Origin of the sequence: Citrobacter sp. Cm038, from assembly GCF_030333105.1 — a bacterium.
Taxonomy (GTDB): Bacteria; Pseudomonadota; Gammaproteobacteria; order Enterobacterales; family Enterobacteriaceae; genus Citrobacter; species Citrobacter murliniae.
Map to the genome: position 1 here is coordinate 775,028 of NZ_JAOWGO010000022.1, position 20,524 is coordinate 795,551.

Annotated in this window: 23 protein-coding genes; 15 read left to right on the forward strand and 8 right to left on the reverse strand. The window is 50.5% G+C overall.

The features are described from left to right. Positions 1–100: 100 nt before the first annotated feature. Both dkgA and yqhD read right to left on the reverse strand, forming a co-directional pair. Positions 101–928, reverse strand: a complete 828-nt coding sequence (gene dkgA / locus OGY01_RS15010; protein WP_045449780.1) for a 2,5-didehydrogluconate reductase DkgA — start codon at positions 926–928, stop codon at positions 101–103. Between the two features lie 225 nt (positions 929–1,153). Then, a complete protein-coding gene (gene yqhD, locus OGY01_RS15015) occupies positions 1,154–2,317 on the reverse strand; it encodes an alcohol dehydrogenase (protein ID WP_045447568.1) in 1,164 nt (387 codons plus the stop codon). 193 nt (positions 2,318–2,510) lie between these two features. Here yqhD and OGY01_RS15020 point away from each other — a divergent pair, with 193 nt between their 5' ends. After that, complete coding sequence (locus tag OGY01_RS15020; protein ID WP_045447565.1) at positions 2,511–3,410, forward strand: AraC family transcriptional regulator; 900 nt, start codon at positions 2,511–2,513, stop codon at positions 3,408–3,410. A 60-nt stretch (positions 3,411–3,470) separates the two neighbouring features. On the opposite strand, the gene yghB is transcribed toward OGY01_RS15020, so the two are convergent. After that, positions 3,471–4,130, reverse strand: coding sequence for a DedA family general envelope maintenance protein YghB (yghB, locus tag OGY01_RS15025; RefSeq protein WP_045447552.1), 660 nt, complete (start codon positions 4,128–4,130; stop codon positions 3,471–3,473). Positions 4,131–4,261: 131 nt separating this feature from the next. Next, positions 4,262–5,449, reverse strand: coding sequence for a cystathionine beta-lyase (gene metC / locus OGY01_RS15030; protein ID WP_048220546.1), 1,188 nt, complete (start codon positions 5,447–5,449; stop codon positions 4,262–4,264). Between the two features lie 250 nt (positions 5,450–5,699). On the opposite strand from metC, the gene exbB reads away from it, so the two are divergent. After that, positions 5,700–6,434 carry a tol-pal system-associated acyl-CoA thioesterase gene (gene exbB, locus OGY01_RS15035; RefSeq protein ID WP_045447548.1) on the forward strand — a complete coding sequence of 245 codons (735 nt, stop codon included), beginning with the start codon at positions 5,700–5,702 and terminating at the stop codon, positions 6,432–6,434. A gap of 6 nt (positions 6,435–6,440) precedes the next feature. Continuing rightward, positions 6,441–6,866, forward strand: a complete 426-nt coding sequence (gene exbD, locus OGY01_RS15040) for a TonB system transport protein ExbD (RefSeq protein ID WP_045447545.1) — start codon at positions 6,441–6,443, stop codon at positions 6,864–6,866. A gap of 79 nt (positions 6,867–6,945) precedes the next feature. On the opposite strand, the gene OGY01_RS15045 is transcribed toward exbD, so the two are convergent. Next, positions 6,946–7,353 (reverse strand): cytoplasmic protein, encoded by a 408-nt coding sequence (locus tag OGY01_RS15045; protein ID WP_286493293.1) that lies wholly within the window; start codon positions 7,351–7,353, stop codon positions 6,946–6,948. A 1-nt stretch (position 7,354) separates the two neighbouring features. After that, the gene (locus tag OGY01_RS15050) at positions 7,355–7,759 is read right to left on the reverse strand and encodes a hypothetical protein (RefSeq protein ID WP_048220548.1); all 405 of its coding nucleotides are present in this window, start codon (positions 7,757–7,759) and stop codon (positions 7,355–7,357) included. A gap of 104 nt (positions 7,760–7,863) precedes the next feature. Between OGY01_RS15050 and OGY01_RS15055 the strand changes: the two genes are divergently transcribed. Continuing rightward, complete coding sequence (locus OGY01_RS15055; protein WP_048220549.1) at positions 7,864–8,367, forward strand: ESA_00282 family adhesion-associated protein; 504 nt, start codon at positions 7,864–7,866, stop codon at positions 8,365–8,367. A 149-nt stretch (positions 8,368–8,516) separates the two neighbouring features. Here OGY01_RS15055 and OGY01_RS15060 read toward each other — a convergent pair whose 3' ends face one another. Beyond that, positions 8,517–9,557, reverse strand: a complete 1,041-nt coding sequence (locus OGY01_RS15060; protein ID WP_045447533.1) for an aldo/keto reductase — start codon at positions 9,555–9,557, stop codon at positions 8,517–8,519. A 154-nt stretch (positions 9,558–9,711) separates the two neighbouring features. Between OGY01_RS15060 and yghX the strand changes: the two genes are divergently transcribed. The 11 genes from yghX (at position 9,712) to hybG (ending at position 19,582) form a co-directional block, all read left to right on the forward strand. After that, positions 9,712–10,599: a YghX family hydrolase gene (yghX, locus tag OGY01_RS15065; protein WP_045447530.1), complete on the forward strand. Its 888-nt coding sequence runs from the start codon at positions 9,712–9,714 to the stop codon at positions 10,597–10,599. A gap of 215 nt (positions 10,600–10,814) precedes the next feature. Beyond that, on the forward strand, positions 10,815–12,455 hold the full coding sequence (locus OGY01_RS15070) for a methyl-accepting chemotaxis protein (protein ID WP_048220552.1): 1,641 nt from the start codon (positions 10,815–10,817) through the stop codon (positions 12,453–12,455). 85 nt (positions 12,456–12,540) lie between these two features. Then, positions 12,541–12,828, forward strand: coding sequence for a DUF2623 family protein (locus OGY01_RS15075; protein ID WP_045447525.1), 288 nt, complete (start codon positions 12,541–12,543; stop codon positions 12,826–12,828). A gap of 190 nt (positions 12,829–13,018) precedes the next feature. After that, positions 13,019–14,137, forward strand: coding sequence for a hydrogenase 2 small subunit (hybO, locus tag OGY01_RS15080; protein ID WP_045447522.1), 1,119 nt, complete (start codon positions 13,019–13,021; stop codon positions 14,135–14,137). Between the two features lie 2 nt (positions 14,138–14,139). Continuing rightward, positions 14,140–15,126 carry a hydrogenase 2 operon protein HybA gene (hybA, locus tag OGY01_RS15085; protein ID WP_045447519.1) on the forward strand — a complete coding sequence of 329 codons (987 nt, stop codon included), beginning with the start codon at positions 14,140–14,142 and terminating at the stop codon, positions 15,124–15,126. Then, positions 15,116–16,294, forward strand: a complete 1,179-nt coding sequence (gene hybB, locus OGY01_RS15090) for a Ni/Fe-hydrogenase cytochrome b subunit (protein WP_045447516.1) — start codon at positions 15,116–15,118, stop codon at positions 16,292–16,294. The genes hybA and hybB overlap by 11 nt, the downstream gene beginning before the upstream one ends. Then, positions 16,291–17,994, forward strand: coding sequence for a hydrogenase 2 large subunit (gene hybC / locus OGY01_RS15095; RefSeq protein ID WP_045447513.1), 1,704 nt, complete (start codon positions 16,291–16,293; stop codon positions 17,992–17,994). The genes hybB and hybC overlap by 4 nt, the downstream gene beginning before the upstream one ends. Next, positions 17,994–18,488, forward strand: a complete 495-nt coding sequence (locus tag OGY01_RS15100) for a HyaD/HybD family hydrogenase maturation endopeptidase (RefSeq protein WP_045447510.1) — start codon at positions 17,994–17,996, stop codon at positions 18,486–18,488. The genes hybC and OGY01_RS15100 overlap by 1 nt, the downstream gene beginning before the upstream one ends. Further along, on the forward strand, positions 18,481–18,969 hold the full coding sequence (gene hybE, locus OGY01_RS15105) for a hydrogenase-2 assembly chaperone (RefSeq protein ID WP_045447507.1): 489 nt from the start codon (positions 18,481–18,483) through the stop codon (positions 18,967–18,969). Before OGY01_RS15100 ends, hybE begins: the two co-directional genes overlap by 8 nt. Continuing rightward, complete coding sequence (gene hypA / locus OGY01_RS15110) at positions 18,962–19,303, forward strand: hydrogenase maturation nickel metallochaperone HypA (RefSeq protein ID WP_045447504.1); 342 nt, start codon at positions 18,962–18,964, stop codon at positions 19,301–19,303. The genes hybE and hypA overlap by 8 nt, the downstream gene beginning before the upstream one ends. Positions 19,304–19,333: 30 nt before the next feature. Next, the gene (gene hybG / locus OGY01_RS15115) at positions 19,334–19,582 is read left to right on the forward strand and encodes a hydrogenase maturation factor HybG (RefSeq protein WP_003024459.1); all 249 of its coding nucleotides are present in this window, start codon (positions 19,334–19,336) and stop codon (positions 19,580–19,582) included. 49 nt (positions 19,583–19,631) lie between these two features. Here hybG and yghU read toward each other — a convergent pair whose 3' ends face one another. Beyond that, on the reverse strand, positions 19,632–20,498 hold the full coding sequence (gene yghU / locus OGY01_RS15120) for a glutathione-dependent disulfide-bond oxidoreductase (protein WP_286493294.1): 867 nt from the start codon (positions 20,496–20,498) through the stop codon (positions 19,632–19,634). Positions 20,499–20,524: the final 26 nt, after the last annotated feature.

The window sequence follows — 20,524 nt, forward strand, 5'->3', positions numbered from 1 at the left end:
TTGTGAACGCAGGAAATACACATATAAACAGGTGTTTTATTGTTTCCTGATATTTCATGAAATGAAAAGGCCCAGCAGAATGCCGGGCGGGAGAGGGGAATTAACCGCCGAATTGGTCTGGATCAGGACCCAGGCGTTTACTCTGATCGAGTTTAGCTATTTCGCCTAATTCATCTTTGTCCAGGCGGAAGTCCCAAACATCAAAGTTCTCTGCGATGCGGGAAGGGGTTACCGATTTCGGGATAACCACCAGACCGTTATCCAGATGCCAGCGGATAACTATTTGTGCCGGCGATTTGCCGTATTTCTCAGCAAGGTCGCGAATAATCTTTTGATCGAACACATCTTTCCCACCTTGTGCCAGTGGACTCCAGGACTCGGTCTGGATTTTATGCGTCGCATTCCATGAATGTAACTGACGTTGTTGCAGCAGTGGATGAAGCTCGATCTGGTTGATCACCGGCGAAACGCCCGTTTCATCCATCAGACGCTGGAGGTGGTTGATCTGAAAGTTGCACACGCCGATGCTTTTAATCAGACCCTGTTTTTGCAGGTCAATCATGTTTTCCCACGCTTCAACGTAATGGTCGATAGCCGGGACGGGCCAGTGCATCAGGTAAAGGTCAAGGTAATCAAGCTGGAGTTTCTCCATACTTTCGAGCAAAGCTTCACGGGGACGTTTCTGATCGTCATTCCACAGTTTGGTGGTGATGAACAACTCTTCCCGGGGTACGCCCGAATTACGTAACGCTTTCCCAACACCTTCTTCATTTTTATACGCGGCGGCAGTATCGATAGAGCGATAACCCACTTCCAGCGCTTTATGAATAGCGGAGATTACTTCCTCATTACTTGCCTTCCAGACGCCCAGGCCCAGCTGTGGCATTACGTTACCATCCTGTAGCTTGATAACAGTTGGATTAGTCATAATTCCCCCCATACACTGAATCCTTCAAGCTGCCTCTTTGTTGGCTGCTTTCGTTTACCCCAGTCACGTACTTATGTACGCTCCTGGGGATTCTCTCAATTGCCGCCTCGATGCATCATGAATGATTAGGTGTAAATTGAGTTCACCGGAGCAGGCTCCGGTGAGGTTTGTGTGACTTAAGTCTGGACTAAATGACCAAAAACGAAAGTCAGAGGTGAAAAAAGCTTAGCGTGCTGCTTCGTAAATCCGGCGACTGACGTCAAGTGTAATGTCCTGATGTTCGCCCAGTTTAGTACCACCGTGTGCCTCCAGTTTTTCCAGCAGCGCCGGGATGGAGCTACCATCCAGACCGTAGTCAGACAGACGCGTTGGTACACCCATTTGCTCGAAGAAACGACGGGTGGCAGCGATGGCAGCATCAATACGCTGGTCATCGGAACCTTCGGTGATATTCCAGATGCGCTCTGCGTACTGCAGTAATTTGGCTCGCTTGGTATCGCGTTTTTCATTCCACAGTGCAGGCAGGACGATCGCCAGCGTTTGAGCGTGGTCGAGACCGTGCATCGCAGTCAACTCGTGACCCAGCATATGGGTTGCCCAGTCCTGCGGTACACCTGCGCCAATCAGACCATTCAGTGCCTGCGTTGCCGCCCACATGACGTTAGCACGTACGTTGTAGTTTTCTGGTTCCTGCAACGCTTTCGGACCATCTTCTACCAGCGTAAGCAAAATACCTTCGGCAAAGCGATCCTGAATTTTCCCGTCTACCGGGTACGTCACGTACTGTTCCACGGTGTGGACAAACGCATCTACCACACCGTTAGCGACCTGACGCGGCGGCAGGGTGTAGGTGTAAACCGGATCCAGTACGGCAAATACAGGCTGTACAAACGGGGTCATAAAAGCCAGTTTATCGCCGGTGGTTTTGCGGGAAATCACGGCCCCGGAGTTAGACTCTGAACCGGTTGCTGGTAGCGTCAGTACAGAACCCATTGGTACTGCACTTTTCACGTCGTTACCGCGGGTTTCCAGAATGCGCCATGGGTCGATACCATCAGCGTAATGCGCAGCAGCTGCGATGAATTTTGTGCCATCCAGTACAGAACCGCCGCCTACAGCCAACAGGAACGTCACTTTCTCATCACGCACAATTTTTACTGCGTTCATCAGGGTTTCATAAGACGGGTTTGGTTCAATTCCGCCAAACTCAAGTACGTCCAGTCCTTTCAGGGCATCTTGTACCTGCGCCAGAACGCCGGTTTTTTTAACGCTGCCGCCGCCGTAGGTAATTAACACGCGAGCGTCCTGAGGGATTTGATCGCGCAGCTCTGCGATAGCGCCTTTACCGAACAAAATGCGAGTAGGGGTATGTAGATTAAAGTTGTTCATTGCTCGTTCCCTTATGTGGGTAAAAAAGAGGGCAGGCGAGTGTCTGCCTGATGGTGAACATTGTGGTCGCCAGAAGCGCTCCTCTCAATGCTCATTTCTGCCAATGTCTTGCCCATTTCTACAGACTGCTGGAGAAAACGGATAAATATGCGCACTATATCAAGGTCGAAAACCGATAATGAAATGGTGCTCTATGAACCGTGATGAGATCTGTCTTCTGTTGACAGATAAAGTTAACAAACTGAAAAACAATGAAAATAGATTAAACGAACTACTGCCTGATGTGCGCTTACTGTATGGCACTGAGCCGGGACAGCGTACGCCAGTGATGTATCAGCCTGGCATCATATTTCTCTTCTCGGGGCATAAAATCGGTTACATAAACGAACGTGTATTTCGTTATGACGCCAACGAATACCTGTTACTGACAGTACCTTTACCCTTCGAATGTGAAACTTATGCGACACCGGAGGTTCCGCTGGCCGGTATCCGCCTGAATGTTGATATTCTGCAATTGCAGGAGTTGCTGATGGATATTGGTGAGGACGAGTTGTTTCAACCCTCAATGGCGGCAAGCGGAATCAACTCTGCCACGCTTTCGGACGAGATTCTCTGCGCAGCTGAGCGTTTACTGGATGTAATGGAGCGACCGCTGGACGCGCGCATCCTGGGGAAACAGATTATTCGCGAGATCCTTTACCATGTGCTGACCGGGCCACGTGGTGGCGCATTACTCGCACTGGTCAGCCGCCAGACGCATTTCAGTTTGATAAGCCGTGTGTTGAAGCGGATTGAGAACAAATACACCGAGAACCTCAACGTCGAGCAACTGGCGGCAGAGGCCAATATGAGCGTATCGGCGTTTCATCATAATTTTAAATCGGTAACCAGCACTTCCCCGCTGCAATATCTGAAGAGTTATCGCCTGCATAAAGCGCGAATGATGATAATTCATGACGGCATGAAAGCCAGTGCGGCGGCGATGCGGGTAGGCTATGAGAGTGCATCGCAGTTTAGCCGCGAGTTCAAACGCTACTTTGGTGTGACGCCGGGTGAGGATGCGGCAAGAATTCGAACGATGCAGGGGAGTTGATTTTGAGGATGTCGCAGAAGCGCCATCCGGTAATGTGTACCGGATGGCGATGGCTGTTACTCAGGCACTACAGTATTTTTTTTTAATCACCACAAATAAGGTTCCCAGCAGACCTGCGGTTAGCAGTGCAATCGGCAGGATCATCAAAAAGGTCATGACCTGGTCTTCATGGCGTTTAACGAACGGGATCATGCTGAGCGCATAGCCAAAGCTGGTGACGACGCTGACCCACAGCAGACCGCTCAGCCAGTTAAAAAACTGGAATCGACGGTTAGGAAGGCCTGAAATTCCCGCCATCGTAGGCAGCAAAGTGCGAACAAACGCCAGGAAACGCCCGGCGAGCAGCGCCATTAGTCCATGTTGGTCAAACATACAGGTGGCACGTTGGTGATATTTTTCGGGTAGTTGTGCCAGCCAGCCTTTTACCGTGCGCGTGTTGCCCAGCCAGCGTCCCTGAATGTAGCTCAACCAGCAGCCCAGACTGGCTGCAGCTGTCAGAATAGCGATGGTGGGTAAAAAGCTCATCACGTCCTGTGCAATCAGTGCCCCTGCCAGCAACAGCAGGCTGTCTCCGGGTAAAAAGGAGGCAGGCAGCAGGCCGTTTTCTAAAAACAGTGTGGCAAACATTACAAAGTACACAACGCTCACAACGTGCGGATCTGCCAGCGCGGCAAAATCGTGTTGCCAGAGCGCGGAGATAATATCTTGAATGACGACCATGAACTTTCCTGTGGAACAGCGTTTATGAGTGGATTGTACTCCTGAATTGTCCGGGATGCCTTGATCCCGGACGCAACAATTGCAGACTTTTCCACCAGAAGTGTCTGCATATATGTCCATCTGCGGCAATGTTACTCGATTCGGGCAAATCCTGCGGCTAAATCCACAATCAGATCATCAACATTCTCTAAACCGATGTGTAAACGAATGAGTGTCCCGCTGAAGTCCACTTCTCCTTCCGGACGGATTGCCGCAATGTGTTCAGGTTGATTCGCCAGAATCAGTGATTCAAACCCCCCCCAGGAGTAAGCCATGCTGAACAGGCTAAAGTGGTCAAGATATGCCGCCAGCTCTTCATTATTCAGTTTTTTATTCAACACGAATGAGAACAGTCCACTGCTGCCCGTGAAATCACGTTTCCAGAATTCGTGGCCTTTGCTGCCCGGTAGCGCAGGATGATTTACGCGGGCAACCTGCGGATGGCTTGCCAGCCACTCGGCAACTTTTAAACTGCTTTCATGATGTTGGCGCAGGCGAACGCCCAGGGTACGTAATCCACGGCTGGTCATATAGGCGGTATCTGCATCCAGCATTTGTCCCATCAGATAAGCGTTCTCGCGCAGTTGATCCCAGCAACGGGAATTTGCCACCGCCGTACCGACCATCGCATCGGAATGGCCAATCAGGTATTTGGTGCCAGCCTGAATCGAGATATCGATACCAAAATCCAATGCTTTGAACAGTACTCCGGCAGCCCAGGTGTTATCGATCATAATGATTGCGTCAGGTGCAGCGCTTCTGACCGCGGCAACGATGGCCGGAACATCATGTACCTCCATCGTGACTGAGCCGGGTGACTCCAGAAATACGACTTTGGTGTTCGGCCGGATGTGTTTCACAATATCGGCGCCCACCAGCGGATCGAACCAGCCGGTTGTGACGCCGAGCTTGCCGAGAATTTTTGTGCAGAAATCCTGGCTTGGTTCATAGGCCGTGTTCGTCATCAGCACATGGTCGCCTTGTTCAACAAAGGCCAGAATTGTGTTGGCGACGGCTGCTGCACCGCATGGGAAAAGGGCACATCCCGCACCGCCTTCCAGTTCACACATTGCTTCCTGTAGTGAAAAATGTGTCAGCGTTCCGCGACGACCATAGAAAAGAGCGCCGTTAGCACGGTTGTGCGTAGCCTGTTTTTTTGCCTCAACGGACTCAAACACCAGCGAAGAAGCGCGCTGGATCACGCTATTAACTGAGCCCAGCGTGTACTTTTTACTGCGCCCTGCCTGAACAAGTTTGGTCTCAAGATGCTTGTCTGCCATGTTTTAATACCTGTTTTTATACGTCTGGATGTCTAAACTAGCATGGATCCAGCATCATGCACCCTGCTCGGCGGTCATAAAGTAGAAAATAATCTCAAAATGATTCTGGTGACTTTTTTACTGCGTAAGCGCAAGGAAAAGAAACCAAAGGTGCGGCACTATGTAAATAGTAATGAGAACTACTATCAATTCGACGTCGTTTTGATATGATTACGCTCAGATTTTGTGATTTGCGTCCTGGAGATACAGAGTGGGTAATAATTTGATGCAGACGGACCTTTCCGTCTGGGGTATGTATCAGCACGCCGATATCGTGGTTAAGTGCGTGATGATTGGGCTGATTTTGGCATCAGTGGTCACCTGGGCTATCTTCTTTAGCAAGAGCCTTGAGTTCTTTACACAGAAGCGCCGCCTTAAGCGTGAACAGCAAATGCTGGCTGAAGCCCGCTCTTTAGATCAGGCAAGTGAGATTGCCGCTGGATTTGATACCAAAAGCCTGGGCTCACTGCTAATTAACGAAGCACAGAACGAGCTGGAACTGTCAGAAGGCAGTGATGACAACGAAGGGATCAAAGAGCGTACCGGATTCCGCCTTGAGCGTCGTGTCGCCGCAGTCGGCCGTCAGATGGGCCGCGGTAATGGATACCTGGCGACCATCGGGGCCATTTCTCCGTTTGTGGGGCTATTCGGTACGGTATGGGGCATCATGAATAGCTTCATCGGTATTGCTCAAACTCAAACGACTAACCTGGCCGTTGTTGCACCGGGTATTGCAGAAGCTCTGCTAGCGACTGCAATTGGTCTGGTAGCGGCAATTCCTGCAGTTGTTATCTACAACATCTTCGCACGTCAGATAGGCAGCTACAAAGCTATGCTGGGTGATGTCGCGGCACAGGTGTTGTTGCTGCAAAGTCGCGATCTGGACCTGAGCGCAAGTGCTGCTGCTCATCCGGTACGTGCTGCGCAGAAATTACGTGTAGGATAATGTTCCATGGCAATGAGTTTTAATGAAAACCTGGACGATAACGGTGAAATGCACGAAATAAACGTGACGCCGTTTATCGACGTGATGTTGGTTTTGTTGATCATTTTTATGGTGGCAGCGCCATTGGCAACTGTGGATGTGAAGGTGAATCTCCCTGCATCCACCAGTACGCCGCAACCGCGTCCGGAGAAACCGGTTTACCTGTCAGTGAAAGCCGATAACACCATGTTCATCGGTAACGAGCAGGTGACGGATGAAACCATGATTAGCGAGCTGAACGCGCTGACGGAAGGGAAGAAAGATACCACTATCTTCTTCCGTGCTGATAAGACCGTCGACTATGAAACCATGATGAAAGTAATGGATACGCTGCACCAGGCAGGGTTCCTGAAGATTGGTTTGGTTGGTGAAGAGGTTGTGAAAGCAAAATAACCTCTTTGTTGCCGGGTGATGCTGTTAGCCTTACCCGGCCTTCCACTTCCGCGTTTTCTTCCCCCGTTATCACCTTAGACTATCTGTCTTCGTCCAATGCAACTGTAGTGATTCTGGTCGCTTCGTAGTTCCCCTCTGACAGCTTGCGTGTCAGGCGTAATGTGGCTGTTTCGCGAGCGAGTATATGTTGATATGTGCTTTCCAGGCGTGCCATGATTTTGTCGCGCAACTCTGGTTGCCGGGCAATGATGGCTTCAATAGCGGCCCCGTAGATCTCTTCTTTAACCTGCAGGGCATAGATTTCACGGCGATTTTGCCATTTCATACGTACCAGCGCTGCGGGTATTGAGACCATATCCTGAGCTACGCTTTCCAGCGTCGCGTTCTTATTGGCAATTAACACCGCCAGATTTTGCTTTAAGACAAACTCATCACTTTTATGGTTATCTAAAGCTAAATAAACATTATTATCCTCAACATCTTTCATCTTATTTTTCTACCAGAGAATAAAAAATGGGGGCGTCGGTTTCACGAGTAATTAAATTAAGCCAAATTTTATTGCCATGTTCATTTATCATGTTCGTTTTTTGGGTCAGAATTTCACTTAATTCTTGAGAGTTAATGTCACCCTCTGCCTGTAAGGCATTTAGCAAGCGCGTGAACGATTCAATTTTTGCTACGTGAAAAAGGCGTTCTTTTAAATGACGATCGCGCTCTTCAAACAGCATATTTCGTGACTGTCCGGTCGCTGCGGAACTGATCAAAATATCTTTTTCATAATCGTTTAACGTAATCTTTCCCTGAGTCAAATTTTCACTATTTTCTGTGGTGCTGGTATTGCTCGGGGAAGTGGATAAATGAAAGTGAGAGGGAACAAGATGCTCGGGAAGCATGTTGATATATCCTTTGCTGCCAATGATAGGATGTTTTTAATAAGATAGGCCGCGTTGACAATAACATGGGGTAAATTTAAAATCAAAAAAAACGGAGCCTGCATATGAACAGTATATTTTATTCTGTTATTACCCTGCTATTACTTACCTGCGGTGTACTTTTTCTGATGCGTAGTACAAATAAAAACCGATATGCAGAGGATTTTACATCAGCAAACCAACCAGAAATACTCAGCAAAGAAGAGGGTGAAGATCATTTTGCGGTACTGATGAATTCGATCACCCCAGTATGGTACTGGCGGGTTAACCACGAATATATTGATTTTATTCACTCGACGATAAAACGGATGACAATGGTGGAGTTGAATGAAACTCCTGGGCTATTTGACTCACAGCGACGCTGTAGCGATCTCAACTCTGCGGTGTATAAATATTACGACAACATCAAAAAGCGCTGTCTGAGTGGGGAGAAAGTACCACATGCCGATCTGGACGTGCTCAATTTGCGACAATGCTTCAGGGAGTTCAGTCTGGAAGCCTACCCCACACTCGTCGCGCTGGTATGGCCGGAGTACCAGCGTCCGCAGATCAAAGCGGAAGAGATTTGAGGCGTCTGTTATTTCAGTACTGTACTACATCATCATGCCTCTGAACTTTGTGCTCTCGGTAGTTGTGATGACCAGCTGATATGACATAAGTACTGAAACATTCTGGCCGGGGCCGGCAACGCCGCCACCCGGCACAGTATTAAAGACGATTATTTGTCTGATGACGCCTGCCACAGATTAAGCTGACCATCGGCGACGTGTTTATCAATCTGCGCCAGCTCTTCTGCACTGAATGTCAGATTGCTTAATGCCTGAACGTTTTCTTCCAGTTGTTCAGGTCGGCTGGCACCGATTAAGACTGACGTCACCCGGTTATCTTTCAGTAACCAGCTCAACGCCATCTGCGCCATTGACTGTCCGCGTTGTTGCGCCATTTCGTTCAGCAAGCGCAGGCTATTAATATTCGCCTCCGACAGCATATTTTCCGTCAGTCCACGGACCTTTTTCCCTTCACGCTGCATGCGCGAACCTTCCGGAATGCCGTTGAGATATTTCCCCGTCAGTAATCCCTGGGCCAGTGGCGTAAAAGCTATGCAGCCCATGCCGTTGGATTCCAGCGTATCGAGCAAACCACTGCTGTCTACCCAGCGGTTAAGCAGGTTGTAGGAGGGTTGGTGGATCAGCAGCGGAATTTTCCATTCCCGCAGCAGCTCTGCCATTTTTTGTGTTCGTTCGGGCGAATAGGATGAAATACCGACATACAGCGCTTTGCCACTTTGCACGGCATGGGCCAGCGCAGCAGCGGTCTCTTCCATTGGCGTGTTTTCATCCACGCGGTGAGAATAGAAGATATCAACGTAATCAAGTCCCATCCGTTTCAGGCTTTGGTCAAGGCTGGCAAGCAGGTACTTGCGCGATCCGCCCGAACCGTATGGTCCCGGCCACATGTCATAGCCTGCTTTGGTGGAGATGATCAATTCATCACGATACTGAGCAAAATCTTCGCGCAGTAATCGGCCAAAATTCTCTTCCGCGCTACCCGGAGGCGGCCCGTAGTTATTGGCTAAATCAAAATGGGTGATCCCCAGATCAAATGCTTTGCGCAGCAGGGCACGCTGTGAATCCAGTGCTTGAACGTGTCCAAAACTATGCCATAAACCCAGCGACAACGCGGGTAAGCGCAAACCGCTACGGCCACAGTAGCGATAGAGCATCTGCTCATAACGTTCAGTATTGGCAAACCAGGCCATGAGATCTCCTTAGTGCAGGTGAATTTCGAAACAACGTTTCTATTCTAGCGGGTTAGCGATGAATATCCCGTTCACAAGTCACATTGGGATGAAAAACTGGGCAAAAACAGGCCGCTGTGCTTTGCTTAAAAAAACATCATGCAGGAGTGGAACTATGCCGCGTTTGACAGCCAAAGACTTTCCACAGGAGCTACTCAATTACTATGACTATTATGCTCACGGTAAAATATCTAAACGAGAGTTCCTCAATATAGCGGCGAAATATGCAGTTGGCGGCATGACGGCGCTGGCATTATTTAATTTGTTGAAACCGAATTATGCCCAGGCGGTGCAGGTGGAATTTACCGATCCCGATATTCTGGCAGAGTACATTACCTACCCGTCACCTGAAGGGCACGGCGATGTGCGGGCTTATCTGGTTAAGCCTGTGAAAGTGTCGGGGAAAATACCTGCGGTCATTGTTGTACATGAGAATCGTGGGTTGAATCCGTATATTGAGGATGTCGCCCGGCGGGTGGCTAAAGCTGGCTATATGGCACTCGCACCGGATGGATTAAGTTCAGTAGGGGGCTATCCGGGGAATGATGATAAAGGCCGGGAATTACAGCAACAGGTTGATCCTGTTAAGTTGATGAACGATTTTTTTGCCGCAGTTGAATTTATGCAGCGTTATCCGACAGCGACGGGGAAGGTCGGCATAACCGGATTTTGCTACGGAGGTGGCGTATCAAATGCAGCGGCTGTCACCTTTCCTGAACTGGCCTGTGCCGTTCCCTTTTATGGGCGGCAGGTGCCTGCGTCAGATGTCCCTAAAATCAATGCACCTTTGTTATTACACTATGCAGCATTAGATGAGCGTATTAATGAAGGCTGGCCAGCTTATGAAGAAGCGCTGAAGGCCAATAAGAAAGTCTATGAAGCATTTATCTATCCTGGGGTTAATCATGGTTTTCACAATGATTCAACGCCGCGTTATGATAAAGCCGCTGCCGATTTAGCCTGGGAGCGGACTATCTCATGGTTTAAAAAATATTTACAATAAAAAACAAGGCATTATTTAGTTAACCTGGTTAGTTATCTGAATAAGAATGCTACCTGGTTTCATTAGCATTCATATTGATATGGCCGGAAAAGACCAAGATGTACTTAAAAAAGTAAAAAAATAACAAACGCATTATATCTTCTCTGCTCTCTGCCGATAACAAGGGTAAGTCTCGCCTGATGGCGAATCCCCTCATCAACGGCAAGGAAATTATTATGCGTTTGCTGAAAAACTTCACTATTCGTATTGTTATGTTGGCAATACTTGGACTTTTTTGCCTGCTCTGGTCGGGCGTGGGTTTATTCAGTCTCCATTCTTTATCAAAAATCTCAGAAGGGAATGATATTGATCGCCATCTGGTACAGCAGATGACGATTCTCAGCCAGGGAAACGATCAGTATTTCCGTTTTGTGACGCGTTTAAGTCGGGCAATGGATGTCAAAATTAGCGGGGGAACACCTGATTTTGCTCCTGCCCAACAATCGCTGAATAACATGAGTAAAAAGCTTGAGGAGATGAAGAAACTGTCTCCAGGGCCGATGGATCCGGAAATTGCTGCCGCAGTACTGGCGAAGTGGCAAGCACTGCTGGACAAAGGCGTGACCCCACAAATGCAGTTGGCGCAGCAGGGAACCCTCACGGCATGGTCAGAACATGCCAGTACCGTCACACCTGCACTGAGCCGTGAATTTGGCGCCAGCGCCGAGCGTTTTAATACCACTGCGGGTGAGAGGCTGGATACGACACGTGTTATGGTTGACAGCAAGACGTCTATCATCCGGACGTTAATTATCACTGCCGTCATCCTGGGGATTGCAATCCTTATCTTTACCGACCGTTACCTCGTTTCAATGATGGTGAAGCCGCTGGCGCGTATTCGCCAACAGTTCCGTCAGATTGCGCAGGGCGATCTCAGTCATCCAATTGAAGAATTAGGGCGTAACTGCGTGGGCCAACTGGTGCCTTTACTGTCCGCGATGCAGGACAGCTTACGTGAAGCTGTGAGCACGATTCGTTCGGGAAGCGACAACATCTGGCGTGGGGCAACTGAAATATCCAGCGGCAATAATGATCTCTCTTCACGTACTGAAGAACAGGCAGCTGCGCTGGAAGAGACCGCAGCCAGCATGGAACAGCTGACCGCAACGGTAAAACTGAACGCTGAAAACGCGCGCGAAGCCAGCCAGCTTGCCGACACTGCGACAGAAACGGCGGGTAAAGGTAGCACGTTAGTTTCGCAAGTGGTCGACACAATGGATGGTATTGCGGCCAGCTCGAAACAGATCGCTGAAATTACCTCAGTTATTAATAGTATCGCCTTCCAGACGAACATTCTGGCGCTCAATGCTGCAGTCGAAGCTGCCAGAGCTGGCGAGCAGGGACGTGGTTTTGCGGTGGTCGCCGGTGAGGTTCGCAATCTCGCCAGTCGTAGTGCCGGGGCGGCGAAAGAGATAGAGACATTAATTGGCGAATCGGCGCGCCGTGTCGATCAGGGGGCTCGTCTGGTTAAAGAGACTGGCTCGACGATGGAAGCAATTCTGCGCGGTGCGACCGAAGTGACCGTCATTATGAAACAAATCGCTTCTGCTTCTGAGGAACAGAATAAAGGTATTTCGCAGGTCAGCGTGGCGATTACGCAAATGGACAGCGTGACCCAGCAGAACGCCGCGCTGGTGGAACAGGTTTCTGCTGCGGCGGTTGCACTGGAGCGGCAGACTGAAGAACTACAGCGCTCTGTACAGCAGTTCCGGCTTTCTGCAAATGATGTGCAATACGCTTCAACTAACACCGCTTCCTCTGCAGAAGAAAGCAGAACACCTGCGACACCTAAAACGGACGAATGGGTGGCCTTTTAATCTGGCACAAAAAAGTGCGTGATACCTCTGGTCTTTGCTTAAAAAATCGCTATATAATTTGTTATATAGCGATTGGAGAATATGCATGGACAACCATTTTGGTAAGGGCCTGATGGCCGGGTTAAACGCCTCAAGTGCGGACAGTGCACGTAAAGTGGCTGGTTTTTGTGCTGACTATAAGCGCGGATTTGTGCTCGGTTTTTCGCATCGTATGTTTGAAAAAACGGGTGATCGACAGCTTAGCGCGTGGGAGGCGGGGATCCTGACGCGTCGTTATGGACTGGATAAAGAGATGGTGATGGATTTCTTTAAAGAGAACCAGTCGAGTACAACAATTCGGTTTTTCATGGCCGGCTATCGGCTCGAAGCTTGATCCAAAAGGGGTATTATCTTGCTTTAATTAATTACACTATTGACCTACGCCTTCGTTTTGTTGCTCCGCCGAAGTATTATAATGCACATAACCATATAAAAAGTGTGGTAAATGGCGCGCCGATCGCAATATGCAACATGCGAATGGTGCAAAATAAAAAGCCAGGTCTTCGCAACGGAATAACAATAAAATGACTGGAGATAATTCTCTCATCAATTCGAACGGCATCAATCGCCGTGATTTCATGAAGCTTTGTGCAGCACTGGCCGCTACCATGGGGCTCAGTAGCAAAGCCGCCGCAGAAATGGCAGAATCAGTTTCCCGTCCTCAGCGCCCGCCAGTTATCTGGATCGGTGCTCAGGAATGTACGGGTTGTACTGAATCTCTGCTTCGTGCGACACACCCTACAGTGGAAAACCTCGTCCTTGAGACAATCTCTCTGGAATACCATGAGGTGCTCTCCGCCGCCTTCGGCCATCAGGTTGAAGAGAATAAACATAACGCTCTGGAGAAGTACAAAGGGCAATATGTTTTGGTGGTAGATGGTTCTATCCCACTAAAAGATAATGGTATTTACTGCATGGTTGCCGGTGAGCCAATTGTGGATCACATCCGTAGAGCGGCAGAAGGTGCAGCAGCTATCATTGCTATCGGCTCTTGTGCCGCATGGGGTGGTGTTGCTGCCGCTGGCGTTAACCCAACGGGTGCCGTCGGTTTGCAAGAAGTTCTGCCAGGCAAAACCATCATCAATATCCCCGGCTGTCCGCCGAACCCGCATAACTTCCTCGCGACTGTCGCGCATATCATCACCTATGGCAAACCACCGAAGCTGGATGCGAAAAACCGTCCGACATTTGCCTACGGTCGTCTGATTCACGAGCATTGTGAACGTCGTCCGCACTTCGATGCTGGCCGCTTTGCCAAAGAGTTTGGCGATGAAGGTCACCGTGAAGGTTGGTGCCTCTACCATCTGGGCTGTAAAGGACCAGAAACGTATGGCAACTGCTCAACATTGCAGTTCTGTGATGTTGGTGGCGTGTGGCCGGTGGCAATTGGTCACCCGTGCTACGGCTGTAACGAAGAGGGCATTGGTTTCCATAAAGGCATTCACCAGCTCGCCCATGTGGAAAACCAGACTCCGCGTTCTGAGAAGCCTGATGTCAACATAAAAGAAGGCGGCAACATTTCAGCCGGGGCTGTTGGGCTGCTTGGTGGCGTAGTAGGACTGGTTGCCGGCGTCAGCGTGATGGCGGTACGTGAACTGGGGCGTCAGCAAAAGAAAGATAACGCTGACTCACGGGGAGAATAACCGTGAACAGACGTAACTTTATTAAAGCAGCCTCCAGCGGAGCGTTGCTGTTGGGCGCTGCGCCGTCCGTCAGCCATGCGGCTGCAGAAAACCGTCCGCCGATCCCGGGTTCTCTTGGGATGCTCTATGACTCGACGCTGTGCGTAGGCTGCCAGGCCTGTGTCACCAAGTGTCAGGATATCAACTTCCCGGCGCGTAACCCGGAAGGCGAGCAAACCTGGTCGAACAATGACAAATTGTCACCGTATACCAACAACATCATTCAGGTGTGGCGTAGCGGAACAGGCGTTAACAAAGATCAGGAAGAGAACGGTTACGCATACATTAAGAAACAGTGTATGCACTGTGTCGATCCTAACTGTGTCTCTGTTTGCCCGGTCTCCGCGCTGAAAAAAGATCCGAAAACCGGCATTGTCCACTATGACAAAGATGTTTGTACCGGGTGTCGCTACTGCATGGTTGCTTGCCCGTACAATGTCCCTAAATACGACTACAACAACCCGTTTGGTGCGCTGCACAAGTGTGAGCTTTGTAACCAGAAAGGTGTTGAACGGCTGGATAAAGGTGGTTTACCGGGGTGTGTTGAAGTGTGTCCTGCTGGTGCCGTGATTTTTGGTACGCGTGAAGAGCTGATGGCTGAGGCGAAAAAACGTCTCGCGCTGAAGCCTGGCAGCGAATACCACTATCCGCGTCAGACAGTGAAAGCCGGTGATACCTATCTGCATACGGTACCGAAGTACTACCCGCACCTGTACGGTGAAAAGGAAGGCGGCGGTACGCAGGTTATGGTGCTGACCGGTGTTCCTTACGAAGATTTGGATCTGCCGAAACTGGATGATCTTTCAACCGGTGCGCGTTCCGAACATGTTCAACATTCCCTGTATAAGGGCATGATTTTACCCCTGGCTGCGCTGGCGGGCTTAACCGTGCTGGTTCGTCGTAACACGAAAAACGACCATCACGATGGAGGAGACGATCATGAGTCATGATCCTAAACCGCTGGGCGGAAAAATAGTCAGCAAACCGGTCATTATTTTTGGGCCGTTAATCGTCCTGTGTATGCTCCTGATCGTGAAACGTCTGGTCTTCGGATTGGGGTCTGTCTCCGATCTGAACGGCGGTTTCCCATGGGGTGTGTGGATCGCGTTTGACCTGTTGATCGGTACTGGCTTCGCGTGCGGCGGTTGGGCGCTGGCGTGGGCAGTATATGTTTTCAACAGAGGGCAATATCATCCGCTGGTTCGCCCGGCGCTACTGGCGAGCCTGTTTGGTTACTCGCTGGGCGGCCTGTCGATCACCATTGACGTTGGTCGCTACTGGAACCTGCCGTATTTCTACATTCCGGGCCACTTTAACGTGAACTCGGTACTGTTCGAAACGGCGGTCTGTATGACCATCTATATCGGCATTATGGCGCTGGAATTTGCTCCGGCCTTGTTTGAGCGTCTGGGGTGGAAAGTCTCCCTCAAGCGTTTGAACAAAGTGATGTTCTTTATTATCGCCCTCGGTGCGCTGCTGCCGACTATGCACCAGTCTTCAATGGGTTCATTGATGATTTCTGCAGGCTATAAGGTCCATCCGCTATGGCAAGCTTATGAAATGTTGCCGCTTTTCTCTGTATTAACCGCCTTCATTATGGGCTTCTCGATCGTCATTTTTGAAGGCTCGTTGGTACAAGCCGGCCTGAAAGGTAACGGTCCGGACGAGAAAAGTTTGTTCATCAAGCTGACAAATACGATTAGCGTCCTGCTGGCGATATTCGTCGTCCTGCGCTTTGGCGAGTTGATCTATCGCGACAAATTGTCGTATGCGTTTGCAGGCGATCTTTACTCCGTGATGTTCTGGATTGAAGTCGTGCTGATGGTCTTCCCGCTGGTAGTCCTGCGCATCGCTAAGCTGCGTAATGACTCGCGTATGCTGTATCTGTCCGCGTTGAGTGCATTGCTGGGCTGTGCGACATGGCGTCTGTCCTATTCGCTGGTGGCATTTAATCCTGGTGGTGGCTACCACTACTTCCCGACATGGGAAGAACTGTTGATTTCTATTGGTTTTGTGGCTATTGAGATTTGTGCATACATCGTACTCATTCGTCTACTGCCGATACTTCCTCCTTTAAAACAAAACGATCAAAATCGTCATGAGGCGAGCAAAGCATGAGCCAGAGAATTACTATTGATCCGGTAACCCGTATTGAAGGCCATTTACGCATCGACTGCGAAATCGAAAATGGCGTGGTATCTAAAGCATGGGCGTCCGGTACCATGTGGCGCGGCATGGAAGAGATCGTGAAGAATCGCGATCCGCGCGATGCATGGATGATTGTGCAGCGTATTTGTGGTGTTTGCACCACGACTCACGCTATCTCTTCTGTGCGTGCAGCAGAAAGCGCACTGAACATTGATGTTCCCGTGAATGCACAGTACATCCGTAACATCATTCTGGCAGCGCACACCACGCATGACCATATCGTGCACTTCTACCAGCTGTCTGCGCTGGACTGGGTGGACATCACCTCTGCGCTGAAAGCCGATCCAGCGAAGGCCTCGGCGATGCTGAACGGTGTATCGACCTGGCACCTGAACAGTGCGGAAGAGTTCACCAAGGTTCAGAACAAGATTAAAGACCTTGTTGCCAGCGGCCAGTTAGGTATTTTTGCTAATGGTTGCTGGGGACACCCGGCGATGCAGTTACCGCCGGAAGTGAACCTGATCGCGGTCGCACACTACCTGCAGGCGCTGGAATGCCAGCGTGATGCAAACCGCGTCGTGGCGCTGCTGGGCGGTAAGACACCGCACATTCAGAACCTGGCGGTAGGCGGGGTTGCGAACCCAATTAACCTCGACGGTCTCGGCGTGTTGAACCTTGAACGCCTGATGTACATCAAGTCCTTCATCGATAAGCTGAGCGACTTTGTTGAGCAGGTTTACAAGGTGGATACTGCTGTCATTGCGGCGTTCTATCCGGAGTGGCTGGAACGCGGTCAGGGTGCGGTTAACTATCTGAGCGCGCCGGAATTCCCGACTGACGGTAAAAACGGCAGCTTCCTGTTCCCGGGCGGTTACATCACCGATGCCGATCTGTCGACCTATCGTCCGATCACCTCTCACTCTGATGAATACCTGATTAAAGGGATCCAGGAGAGTGCGAAACACGCGTGGTACAAAGACGAAGCGCCGCAGGCACCGTGGGAAGGCACAACGGTTCCTGATTACACTGGTTGGTCAGATGATGGCAAATACTCCTGGGTTAAAGCACCGACCTTCTACGGTAAAACGGTTGAAGTGGGTCCGCTGGCCAACATGCTGTGTAAGCTGGCAGCGAAACGCGAATCTACCCATGCCAAGCTGAATGAAATCGTTGCAATCTATACGAAGCTGACCGGTAAAACGATCGAAGTAGCGCAACTGCATTCCACGCTGGGCCGTATTATTGGCCGTACCGTTCACTGCTGTGAACTGCAGAACGTTCTGCAGGATCAGTACAATGCGCTGATCGTGAACATCGGTAAAGGCGACCACACAACCTTCGTGAAACCGGATATTCCGGCAACAGGCGAATTCAAAGGTGTCGGTTTCCTTGAAGCGCCGCGCGGTATGCTTTCTCACTGGATGGTGATTAAAGACGGCATTATCAGTAATTACCAGGCGGTTGTTCCGTCAACCTGGAACTCTGGCCCACGTAACTTCAATGACGAAGTAGGGCCGTACGAGCGTTCGCTGGTAGGCACGCCAATCGCTGATCCAAACAAACCGCTGGAAGTGGTTCGTACCATTCACTCCTTCGACCCTTGTATGTCATGTGCGGTGCATGTGGTGGACGTTGACGGGAACGAAGTGGTCTCAGTTAAGGTTCTGTAATGCGGATATTAGTCTTAGGGGTCGGCAATATTTTGCTGACCGACGAAGCCATCGGGGTACGTATCGTTGAGGCATTAGAACAACGATACATCCTGCCAGACTATGTTGACGTTCTGGATGGCGGTACGGCTGGGATGGAACTTCTCGGCGACATGGCGAACAGAGATCATCTGATCATTGCTGACGCCATTGTGTCGAGAAAAAACACGCCGGGAACCATGATGGTCCTGCGGGATGAAGAGATTCCGGCGCTGTTTACCAACAAAATCTCACCGCACCAGCTTGGCCTGGCCGATGTTTTGTCGGCACTGCGCTTTACCGGCGAGTTCCCGAAAAAACTGACTCTGGTTGGTGTTATTCCGGAATCGCTGGAGCCGCATATCGGTCTCACCCCGACGGTTGAAGCCATGATTGAACCTGCTCTTGAGCAGGTTCTTGCTGCGCTGCGCGAATCGGGTGTGGAAGCGATCCCTCGGGAGACGGCCCATGGCTGAAGAGTTTTTGGGCTTTCAGGCGGCCCCGAAGGAGCAGATTCAGGCTGCGTTTGAAGAAGTAGCCCGACGTTCGATGCACGATCTTTCTTTCTTGCATCCGAATATGCCGGTGTATGTTTCTGATTTTTCGCTGTTTGAAGGGCAGTGGACGGGGTGTGTTATCACGCCCTGGATGCTCAGCGCACTGATTTTCCCGGGGCCAGACCAGGTCTGGCCCGTACGTAAGGTCAGTGAGAAAATCGGGCTGCGTCTGCCGTATGGTGAGATGACATTTACCGTTGGCGAACTTGATGGCGTATCGCAGTACTTTTCCTGTTCGTTGATGTCACCGCTTTCGCACAGCATGTCGGCACAAGAGGGTGTCCGTCTGACTGACGATTGTGCACGAATGTTGTTATCGTTACCTGTTAGCGACCCGAATGCGCCGCAAATGGGACGTCGGGCACTGTTGTTGGGCCGCCGGAGTAGCGAAAATGCATGAGCTGTCTCTTTGCCAGAGCGCGGTTGAAATTATTCAACAGCAGGCAGAGCAGCACGATGTAAAACGTGTTACCGGCGTTTGGCTGGAAATTGGGGCGCTCTCGTGTGTTGAAGAGAGCGCCGTACGTTTCAGTTTTGACATCGTCTGCCAGGGCACGCTGGCGCAGGGATGTGAACTACACATTGATTACAAACCTGCCCAGGCCTGGTGCTGGGATTGCAGTCAGGTCGTGGAGATCACCCAGCATGATGCGCAGTGTCCACTCTGTCAGGGCGATCGTTTGCGGGTTGATGCCGGCGATTCACTGAAAGTTAAAAGTATAGAAGTCGAATAGCCCATAGGTTGCTATGGGGCGGAGTCAGATATGTGTATTGGAGTCCCGGGTCAGGTTCTGGCCGTTGGTGAGGATATTCACCAGCTTGCGCAGGTTGAAGTGTGCGGCATCAAACGCGATGTCAATATTGCCCTGATTTGTGAAGGTGATACTGCCGAGCTGGTTGGGCAATGGGTGCTGGTGCACGTAGGGTTCGCCATGAGCATCATTGATGAAGATGAAGCTAAAGCCACGTTAGATGCACTTCGCCGTATGGAGTATGACGTCACCAGCGCGTGACCACTTCTGAAAATGCCGGATAGCGAACAGGCTAATCCGGCATCTTATTTTAACCCTGACGTTTATCTTCGGTATTCATGTCGAAGTCGCTGGCGTCATGGCGTTCATGCAACTGCTCGTTAAGCGGACCGTTAGTGCGGTTTACAATGCGACCACGCTTAACCGCCGGGCGTTCTGCAATCTCTTTTGCCCAGCGCTGAACATTTTTATAACTTCCCGCATCAAGGAATTCTGCCGCGTCATAGACGTTCCCCAAAACGACATTGCCAAACCATGGCCATACTGCCATATCGGCAATAGTGTACTCATCCCCTGCCACAAACTGATGATGCGCCAGCTGCTTATCCAGCACGTCGAGTAAACGCTTGGCTTCCATCGTAAAGCGATTGATCGCGTACTCAATTTTAACCGGTGCATAGTTATAGAAGTGTCCGAAGCCACCGCCGAGGAAGGGCGCCGCTCCTTGTAGCCAGAACAACCAGTTCAGCGTTTCGGTGCGTTTCGCCAGATCCTGCGGCAGGAAATAACCATACTTTTCCGCCAGATAAAGCAGGATGGCGCCAGACTCAAACACGCGAACTGGCGGGTTTTGCGAATGATCGCGCAAAGCCGGGATCTTGGAGTTGGGATTCACTTCCACAAAGCCGCTGGAAAACTGATCTCCATCGCCAATGCGGATAATCCAGGCATCGTATTCCGCGCCCTTCACCCCTTGCGCCAGCAGTTCTTCCAGCATAATCGTGACTTTCTGACCGTTTGGCGTACCCAGCGAGTAAAGCTGCAATGGATGCTTGCCGACTGGCAGCGTTTTCTCGTGTGTGGCACCGGAAACAGGGCGGTTGATATTGGCGAATGCGCCGCCGTTTGATTTATCCCACGTCCAGACTTTCGCGGGCTGATAAGTATTGTCTGACATGTTGACCTGCCTTCTGAGTGGTTGTG

Coding starts and splice junctions, on each gene's coding strand:
- dkgA (WP_045449780.1), bottom strand. CDS start 928: ATGACTAATCCAACTGTTATCAAGCTACAGGATGGTAACGTAATGCCA.
- yqhD (WP_045447568.1), bottom strand. CDS start 2,317: ATGAACAACTTTAATCTACATACCCCTACTCGCATTTTGTTCGGTAAA.
- OGY01_RS15020 (WP_045447565.1), top strand. CDS start 2,511: ATGAACCGTGATGAGATCTGTCTTCTGTTGACAGATAAAGTTAACAAA.
- yghB (WP_045447552.1), bottom strand. CDS start 4,130: ATGGTCGTCATTCAAGATATTATCTCCGCGCTCTGGCAACACGATTTT.
- metC (WP_048220546.1), bottom strand. CDS start 5,449: ATGGCAGACAAGCATCTTGAGACCAAACTTGTTCAGGCAGGGCGCAGT.
- exbD (WP_045447545.1), top strand. CDS start 6,441: ATGGCAATGAGTTTTAATGAAAACCTGGACGATAACGGTGAAATGCAC.
- OGY01_RS15045 (WP_286493293.1), bottom strand. CDS start 7,353: ATGAAAGATGTTGAGGATAATAATGTTTATTTAGCTTTAGATAACCAT.
- OGY01_RS15050 (WP_048220548.1), bottom strand. CDS start 7,759: ATGCTTCCCGAGCATCTTGTTCCCTCTCACTTTCATTTATCCACTTCC.
- OGY01_RS15055 (WP_048220549.1), top strand. CDS start 7,864: ATGAACAGTATATTTTATTCTGTTATTACCCTGCTATTACTTACCTGC.
- OGY01_RS15060 (WP_045447533.1), bottom strand. CDS start 9,557: ATGGCCTGGTTTGCCAATACTGAACGTTATGAGCAGATGCTCTATCGC.
- yghX (WP_045447530.1), top strand. CDS start 9,712: ATGCCGCGTTTGACAGCCAAAGACTTTCCACAGGAGCTACTCAATTAC.
- OGY01_RS15070 (WP_048220552.1), top strand. CDS start 10,815: ATGCGTTTGCTGAAAAACTTCACTATTCGTATTGTTATGTTGGCAATA.
- OGY01_RS15075 (WP_045447525.1), top strand. CDS start 12,541: ATGGACAACCATTTTGGTAAGGGCCTGATGGCCGGGTTAAACGCCTCA.
- hybO (WP_045447522.1), top strand. CDS start 13,019: ATGACTGGAGATAATTCTCTCATCAATTCGAACGGCATCAATCGCCGT.
- hybB (WP_045447516.1), top strand. CDS start 15,116: ATGAGTCATGATCCTAAACCGCTGGGCGGAAAAATAGTCAGCAAACCG.
- hybC (WP_045447513.1), top strand. CDS start 16,291: ATGAGCCAGAGAATTACTATTGATCCGGTAACCCGTATTGAAGGCCAT.
- OGY01_RS15100 (WP_045447510.1), top strand. CDS start 17,994: ATGCGGATATTAGTCTTAGGGGTCGGCAATATTTTGCTGACCGACGAA.
- hybE (WP_045447507.1), top strand. CDS start 18,481: ATGGCTGAAGAGTTTTTGGGCTTTCAGGCGGCCCCGAAGGAGCAGATT.
- hypA (WP_045447504.1), top strand. CDS start 18,962: ATGCATGAGCTGTCTCTTTGCCAGAGCGCGGTTGAAATTATTCAACAG.
- hybG (WP_003024459.1), top strand. CDS start 19,334: ATGTGTATTGGAGTCCCGGGTCAGGTTCTGGCCGTTGGTGAGGATATT.
- yghU (WP_286493294.1), bottom strand. CDS start 20,498: ATGTCAGACAATACTTATCAGCCCGCGAAAGTCTGGACGTGGGATAAA.